The organism is Hyphomonas sp. BRH_c22 (assembly GCF_000961795.1).
Taxonomy (GTDB): domain Bacteria; phylum Pseudomonadota; class Alphaproteobacteria; order Caulobacterales; family Hyphomonadaceae; genus Hyphomonas.
On sequence record NZ_LADU01000095.1, the window covers coordinates 1 to 7,514 of the forward strand.

7 protein-coding genes are annotated in these 7,514 nt (G+C 62.2%); 4 read left to right on the forward strand and 3 right to left on the reverse strand.

Going from position 1 to position 7,514, the window contains the following annotated elements; translation table 11 throughout:
- Positions 1–319: IS110 family transposase (locus VR74_RS13530; RefSeq protein WP_045697664.1), on the forward strand; the 319-nt coding region annotated here is incomplete at its 5' end.
- 133 nt (positions 320–452) lie between these two features.
- On the opposite strand, the gene VR74_RS13535 is transcribed toward VR74_RS13530, so the two are convergent.
- Positions 453–1,055: a hypothetical protein gene (locus tag VR74_RS13535; protein WP_299950541.1), complete on the reverse strand. Its 603-nt coding sequence runs from the start codon at positions 1,053–1,055 to the stop codon at positions 453–455.
- Positions 1,056–1,467: 412 nt separating this feature from the next.
- Here VR74_RS13535 and VR74_RS13540 point away from each other — a divergent pair, with 412 nt between their 5' ends.
- Positions 1,468–3,861: an EAL domain-containing protein gene (locus tag VR74_RS13540; RefSeq protein ID WP_045697668.1), complete on the forward strand. Its 2,394-nt coding sequence runs from the start codon at positions 1,468–1,470 to the stop codon at positions 3,859–3,861.
- Positions 3,862–3,870: 9 nt separating this feature from the next.
- Here VR74_RS13540 and VR74_RS13545 read toward each other — a convergent pair whose 3' ends face one another.
- On the reverse strand, positions 3,871–4,752 hold the full coding sequence (locus VR74_RS13545) for a DnaJ C-terminal domain-containing protein (protein ID WP_045697670.1): 882 nt from the start codon (positions 4,750–4,752) through the stop codon (positions 3,871–3,873).
- Between the two features lie 393 nt (positions 4,753–5,145).
- Here VR74_RS13545 and VR74_RS13550 point away from each other — a divergent pair, with 393 nt between their 5' ends.
- Positions 5,146–6,030 (forward strand): ParA family protein, encoded by an 885-nt coding sequence (locus VR74_RS13550; protein WP_299950544.1) that lies wholly within the window; start codon positions 5,146–5,148, stop codon positions 6,028–6,030.
- Positions 6,027–6,479: a hypothetical protein gene (locus VR74_RS13555; RefSeq protein WP_045697672.1), complete on the forward strand. Its 453-nt coding sequence runs from the start codon at positions 6,027–6,029 to the stop codon at positions 6,477–6,479. The genes VR74_RS13550 and VR74_RS13555 overlap by 4 nt, the downstream gene beginning before the upstream one ends.
- Here VR74_RS13555 and VR74_RS13560 read toward each other — a convergent pair.
- Positions 6,476–7,514: FAD-dependent oxidoreductase (locus VR74_RS13560; protein ID WP_045697676.1), on the reverse strand; the 1,039-nt coding region annotated here is incomplete at its 5' end. The two genes, VR74_RS13555 and VR74_RS13560, sit on opposite strands and share 4 nt — an antisense overlap.

The following is a 7,514-nucleotide window of genomic DNA, read 5'->3' on the forward strand; positions in this document are numbered from 1 at the left end:
GTTCAAGTCCGGTCGAGCCTTCTCTGCATGGGTCGGGCTCGTGCCCAGGCAACACTCAAGCGGTGGACGAGAGCGGCTCGGGAGCATCACCAAGAAGGGCAATTCGGAGCTAAGGCGCTTGTTGGTTGCAGGTGCAATGTCGATGATCATCCGAGCAAAGCAACTCGGATTTACGCGCCACCCTTGGCTCAGCCGGTTGCTGGAGCGTAAGCCCATGATGGTTGTCGCAATCGCGATGGCCAACAAGATGGGCCGAATGATCTGGGCCCTGATGGTGAAAGGGGAGAAGTTCAATCCGGCAAAGTTGATGCCGGCATAAGGTCGCCGAGCCGCTAAGGCGCAAAACGAGATTGGTGAGAGCAAAAGGAGGTCATGCAGACCCGTAGGTTCAACAAGTGAGGACAACCCACCTGGGCGCAAGCACCTTCAAGTGCGGGCTTTTGTAAGGGACCTCATCTTGCGGAACGCATGATGGCCAGCGGCATCTGAAAGCCGCCCAAATAGGCCGAACAGATGCCCGCTATCGGCCAAACTGCAAATGACCGCCAAAAAATCTCTTGCCAAGGGGCCGCCGTCCACAGATGCGCCTGAAGTGTCACTTCCCAGCCCGATTTGCCGCCCCGCCCTTCCGTGAAGCGGGAAAAGAGCATTTCCACATAGATGGGGTCTGCTCTGAAACCACCTGCCTGCTCTTCCGGCACAACCGGCTTGAAGGTCGTTTTCCCATAGACGTCGTATTGCGCGCTTTCTGTCACCGTATCCGTGGTCCAGGCGTCCCCCAGGCACGCTTCAGCCGTACTGACGGCCGCCTCATAGGCCGACCTGGCCAGCTCGCCGTCCGCTTCCGGGTTCATCGTGCCCGCTTCGAACAGGGTGCAGGAATAGGTATGGATATCCGTATTCCCGCCGAAGAAGCCGCGCATGGCGCTCAGCCTGCAGGCGCTGTCCAGCAGGGTCTCCTTCGACTCCCAGGCATCGGGCAGCGGTTCGCCCCCCAGCATGCGCGGATCGCCTCGCAGGCTGCTGAACGGCTCATCCTCGGCGCGGGCCTCCATGAGGCTTGCGATCTGCGCGCAAGGGTCGGTCCCCGCCACGGCTTCGCCTGTGCTGCACGCCGCCAGCGCTGCCAGCGGTAGCAAGAACAGATATCTTCCCATCTTTCCCTCCCGAATCACTCTGCCAGCTTGCAGCGTAATGCCAGTCCTCCCTTGCGGCATCACCCTCCAGGGGGGTGGCAGCTCCGTCTGCCGTCGGCAACGCCAGTGCTGAAAAGGGCAAAAACCAGCTTAATGGCCCAGGCCTGCAAACCAAAAGCCCTGCCGGGGAAGTCAGCGTCTGCCTGCCCTGCGTTCAGATTCACCCATGGCAATCATAGGCTGCACGAAGGAAAGCAGCGCGGTTTTCGATTTGGTAACCATCTGATCGCCAACTGTATATACCCATACAGAACCGGACTGTCGCCGCCCCATGTACAAGGTTTTCAACTGCATCGCGAACGAGCATGATTTCGCGCACATACTGATGGCCATGTTCGTACTGGGTTTCGGCACCCTGTGCGCGCTGATCGTGTTCCACCGCGGACAGGTCGCCGGTTCGGTCCGGAGCCGGCGCATCTGGGTGACCGCTTCCGGCTTTGTCATGGGGCTCGGCATCTGGGCCACCCATTTCATCGCGCTGCTTGGCTATCGTCCGGGATTCGCGGTTGTCTTCGACGGCTGGATCACGCTTCTGACCCCCATAATCTCCGTGGCCGGGTTCGTGGCGGTGGCGCACCTTCTTTCCGCAGACAAAAGCACCAATAGCCGACTTGCCAGCGCGGTCATCGCGACCTGCGCTGTCACCTGCATGCATTTCTTCGGTGTCAGCGCGCTGCAGTCTTCAGCCGTGATCGAATACGACCCGGCAACCGTCGCCGTTGCCATCGTGTTGGGCTTTGCCAGCTTCTGCATCACCTACCTTCTCGTCTCGAAAACCGATCGGCACGCACGCAACATGCTCGCATGGGCCGCCAGCATGACCGCCGTGATCTCAATTCACTTCGTCAGCGCCTCCGGCACGACAATGATCCCGGTCAATGGGCTCAGCCAGCCGGTCTGGGCACTCGGTACGGCCGGTGTCAGTATCGTCATCGCGATCGGATTCGGCGCCCTCCTCATCGTATCAGCGCTGGCGGCCGTGCTGGATACGGCAGTTCAGGACGTGCGCGTCAGCGAAAACCGCAAACTTGCATTGCTGGCTGACTCCGCGCTTGAGGCGCTGTTCATCGTGTCCCCGCAGGGATGCATTGTCGACGCCAACAAGGCGGCCGAATCCATTCTCGGCACATCGCGCGAAGACCTGCGCGGGTCGGACATCCTGAAGATCATGCAGCTCGACGACCTCGGTCACATCTCGATGCGCGACAATCATGATTTCGGCGAACGCCCGCTTTACCTGCCCGACGGGCGCAAGGTCATTGTCGAGATCAACAGCCGTGCCATCAGCGACAAGGCCAGCGCCTTCAACGTCTTTGCCGTGCGCGACCTGACACAGCGTCTGCGTAATGAAGCCCGCGTGCGCACCCTCGCCTATCAGGATCCGCTCACCGGGCTCGCCAATCGCGTGACGTTCAACCTGGCACTCGCCTCGGCCATTCACAAAGGCCCGGGCGGTGTCCACGATCTCGCCGTGCTGATCATCAACATGGATGAATTCAAGGACGTGAATGACCAGTTCGGCCACAGGGCTGGCGACCTCCTGCTCAAGACAGTCGCCACACGGATCAAGTCCAGCATTCTTCCGGCAGACCTGGTCGCCCGGCTCAGTGGTGACGAGTACGCCGTGATCCTGATGGGGCGCAGCAGCAGGGCGGACATCAAGGCCACGGCGGAGTCCATCCTCTGCGCCATCTCGGCCCCGCTAAAGATTGGACAGCGCACACTCGCCGTCGGCGCCAGCATCGGCGTCTCGGTCGGCGTTCCTGCAAACGGCGGCTCCACGCGGATCCTCACCTCAGCCGACAGGGCGCTATATGCCGCCAAGGAATCCGGCCGTGGCCAGGTCCGGTTCTACGATACCCAGCTGCATCGCGAACTTGAGCAAAAACGGGGCGTTGAGCACGAACTCCATCAGGCCCTGCTCCTCGGACAGTTCGAACTTCACTACCAGCCCAAGGTCTGCAGCGACACGCGAACTGTCCTTGGACGCGAAGCCCTGATCCGCTGGAACCACCCGAATCGCGGCCTTATCTATCCCGATCATTTCATTCCGATTGCGGAGCAAAGCCTGTTGATCAACGAGATCGGCAGCTGGACAATCCGGGCGGCTTGCGAAGAAGCCCGCAACTGGGACGAGGCTATCTCCGTCTCGGTCAATCTTTCGGCCCGGCAATTCCTGGATCCGGACCTGGTCGATCATGTCCGCCAGGCACTGACCGGCAGCGGCATCGCACCGTCGCGCCTTGAACTCGAGGTCACCGAGACAGCCCTGATCCAGAGCCAGTCGGTCGCGGTCGCCATCCTGAACGAGCTCAAGGCGATGGGCGTCCAGATTGCCCTTGATGATTTCGGCACCGGCTATTCCTCGATGAGCTATATCCAGTCTTTCCCGTTCGACCGTATAAAGATTGATCGCTCCTTCGTCACCTCGATGAACGTCAATCACAAGTCACGTGCGATCGTTGAAGCCATCATCCATCTCGCGCATGCGCTCAAGATTCCGGTCGTGGCAGAAGGCGTCGAAACCGAATCCCAGGCGCTGGCCCTGCGCGTGCTCGGCTGCGAGGAATTGCAGGGCTATCTCATCGCCCGACCCGAACCGATGGGCCGCCAGGGCGGCACTGCGGTCAACGCCCGCTTCGGCAATTCTCTCAATGCCGCCTGACACCGGTCATTATTTTGACCTGCCTTCAGCCCACTTCCTGAGGCCTGAATCAGCCGGATCATCCAGCACGATCTTCAGCCGCGCGTAGAGGTTCCCCGGCGGACTTCCCTGAACGCCTTTTCCGCGCAGACGCAGTTGCGCGTCCGAATTGGATCCTGGCGGCACTTTCAATGTCACCGGCCCGGACGGTGTCTTCACCTCAACGCTCCCGCCCAGCAGGGCCGTCTGCAGGCTGATCGGCACGGTCATGCGCAGGTCCTTGCCGTCGCGTTCCCAGATCCTGCTCGGGCGGATTTCCACTTCAAGCAGCGCATCGCCCGGCGCTCCGCCATTCGGCGAAGGCTGCCCCTGACTTTTCAGGCGCAGTGACTGGCCCGATTCGATGCCCGCCGGTATGTTCACGTCGAGTGCCGTGCCGTCCGCCATGGTCATGCGCCGGCGTGCACCTGTCACCGAATCCTCGAACGAGATCTCCACGCGGTATCTTATGTCACGGCCCTTCTGCGGCCCGGGATTGCGCCGCCGTCCGCCGCCGAACATGCCGCCAAGAATCTCCTCGAACGGGTCGCCCTGCGCGCCATCGAACGGGCTGCCGCCCCGCGTTTCCCACCGGTACGTGCCGCCACCCGGCCCGCCGCCGGGTGCCCCGCCCGGAAACCCGGCCGGGTTGCCGTCGCCATCAATCTCGCCGCGGTCGAATTTCGCCTTCTTGTCCTTGTCGCCCAGAATGTCCCAGGCCTGGGACACGCGCTTGAATTCCTCCATCTTCTTGGCATCGTCGGGATGCAAGTCAGGGTGCAGGGCTTTTGCCTTGTTACGATAGGCTTTTTTTACCTCAGCCTCGCTCGCGGTGCGCGGGACGCCAAGCACGCTATAGGGATCAAGGGCCAAGGGCGGGTCTTCCTTCCGGTACAGATAGATTCAGCTGCGCAAAGAGTTAGGATGTTCCGGTCCCGATTGAAACCCACTGACCTGTGCGACCATCCGATCCGGTCTCCGCCACCCGCGCCGCCAGCACGCCCGGCCCATATCCATATCCACACGCCCGCCAAATCCATGCCGCGCCTCGTTTCCTGTCGAACCTGTTTCGATGCGGCGAATTTACGCCCGCCAGCATAGCGGTCGGACGAAAGAGATCTTTTCCAAGGAAACACTGGGCATTACACGGAAAACTTGAGGGAAATGCCGGGCCGCTTCCTGATTATTCCACTTTCAGGCAATAGCCATGCCCGGCCAAATCTGCTTTGTGCCGCGCTTGAGGAACTGGCTAGGAGGGCCCCCCGCATGTCGGCACACGTGATCTCGATCGCGAACTCGAAGGGCGGTGTCGGCAAGACAACCACCTGCGTCAGCCTCGCAGAAGCCTTTGCGGCCTCCGGCCGCCGCACGCTGGTTGTCGATCTGGACACCCAGGCCAATGCCTCGCTCCTCGTCTACGGCCATGAGGGTGACGAACACCTGTTCCAGGCGATCAATGACTACGCCACGATTTCCGACTGGCTGCTGGAGAATTTCTTCGCGGGCGAACAGAAACGCCTGTCCGAATTCGTCGTCACCAATGCCAGCGACGTCACTCATGACGGCAAGCCCCTGCCGCTTGACCTCATCCCCTCCTCCCCGCGCCTGCGCAAGACAGAGCGCGAGCTGATATACGAACTCACCGCCAAGAAATACTCGATGGAGGCCCTGCAGGGCCAGGTTGGCCGCCGCCTGCGCGACGATTTCAACCTCCTGAAAGCCGATTATGACGTCATCATCTGCGACTGCCCGCCCGGCATTTCGGTGATGACCGAAAGCGTGCTCGCCGCCAGCCATCTCATCATCGTTCCCACCATACCGGATTTCATGTCCACGCTCGGCCTCGACCTTTTCACCGGCGACATCATGAAAAACCTGCGCGACCGTGATATCGAGAGCCTGCCCGTTGTGCTTGCCACCCGGTACGACAACTCTCCCCACCAGCAGGTTGTCCTCCAGGCCATGCGCGATGCCGCAAACGCCAAGGAAGCCGAATTCGAAATGTTCAACACCGTCATCCCGCTCAAGACCGGGTTTGCCACCAACCCGATCGAGCTCGGCCCCGATCCGACCCTCAGCGCCAAATGGCCCGGCGAGGCGCTCGGCATCATCGACAAGCTCCTGAAAGAAGTGATGGAGCGGCTGAAATGAGCGCACTGACAGCCACCGGAGGCGCCAATGCGCTGGCGGCCCTGCTCGGCAATCGCGACCGTTTCGGCAAGCTCGCCGACAAGGATTTCGCCGCCGCCGCCGGCCTGCTCGTGCGCAAGCTCATGATCTCCGCAGGCCAGACAAAGGACGACATGGTCTTCCTGCGCGATGCCGTCGGCCAGGACATTTTCGAAAGCGAGCTGAAATCCCTCTCCGCCTATCATGCCCGCCTGCTCGCCCGCCGCCTCGACAAGACCGTCGACGATTACGAAGTCTCCACAGCTGGCGCCGCCGCCGCCCACATCCGCAAGGTCATGTCGGGCGAGGCCATTGCCAGCGAAGCTGCGGCGCCCGCAGAGATACCCCCTTCAGACGATACGCCGCCCACGGACGATGACACGCCGAAGAATACCTATTTCGGCCGCAAGTCCTTCCGCACAGGGAATTAGGCGCCCGCCAGCTCCGTGAACAGCGCGCGGTTCTCCCGCAGGATCATCGCCGTATCCTCTGCGCTCGGCTCCAGCGACCAGTTGCCCTTCTGGAACGTGCCGCCCAGCACCACGCCGTCCCGCCGCCCGAACATGTATGCATGGCCGCCGGTGATGATATTGTAATCCACCTCCGCCTGCGGCTGCAGGATCACCAGCTGCCCCCGCGCCGGCATGATGCCCGTGTCCCCGAACAGCGCCCCTGCGCCAAGGCCGGTGCAGTTGAACACCACCCGCTCCGGCAGCGCCGCCACCTGCGCCACATCGTCAAACGCCTTCACAATGATCTTCCCCCCGCGCAGGCGTATGTCGCGCTCCAGCACGCGCAGGTAAAACGGCGTGTCCACCATCATCGTGTCAAAGCTGCGCGCATGGAGCGAGGCAAAGCTCAGCTCGCCCGGCGCATAGTCGCGCGCATTCACCACGAATTCGTGCAGCGGATGGCCCACCGGCGCTGGCGTGTTCGGCTTCGGCTCATGCGACAACACGTAATTGACCTCCCAGCTGACGCCATATTCCGGCCCTGCCAGCAGCTGGAAGCGCCGGAAGGCAAACCGCGCCGCTGCCACGTGCCGCGCCATATAGGCCGCGTCCACCAGGCTCTCCTGATAGACAGAGGCAGGCCACCACTGCCCGCCTGCAACATTCGAAGTCGTCTCCGGCGACAGGGCCTTGGCATAGATCGTCACATTCGCCCCGCGCTCCAGCAGCAGCATCGCCGTCGACAGGCCGACAATCCCCGCCCCCATCACGGCATAGTCCTTCACGTCTGCGTCCCAGCCCTCCTCCACGGCCAGGTGCGCCGTGCCCCATGACAGCGTGATCCCGCCGCCGCCATGGCCATAATTATGGATCACGGCTGTCTCGCCCAGCATCTCCCGCTCGACCCGGAATCCCGCCGGCCGGTAGGGCCGCAGCCCGACATCCACCCGCGCAATCCGGCCCGGATCCACACGCACCGGCGGCACATGCCTCATCGCCACGCCCGACCCCGCC

Coding starts and splice junctions, on each gene's coding strand:
- VR74_RS13535 (WP_299950541.1), bottom strand. CDS start 1,055: ATGGAGGCCCGCGCCGAGGATGAGCCGTTCAGCAGCCTGCGAGGCGAT.
- VR74_RS13540 (WP_045697668.1), top strand. CDS start 1,468: ATGTACAAGGTTTTCAACTGCATCGCGAACGAGCATGATTTCGCGCAC.
- VR74_RS13550 (WP_299950544.1), top strand. CDS start 5,146: ATGTCGGCACACGTGATCTCGATCGCGAACTCGAAGGGCGGTGTCGGC.
- VR74_RS13555 (WP_045697672.1), top strand. CDS start 6,027: ATGAGCGCACTGACAGCCACCGGAGGCGCCAATGCGCTGGCGGCCCTG.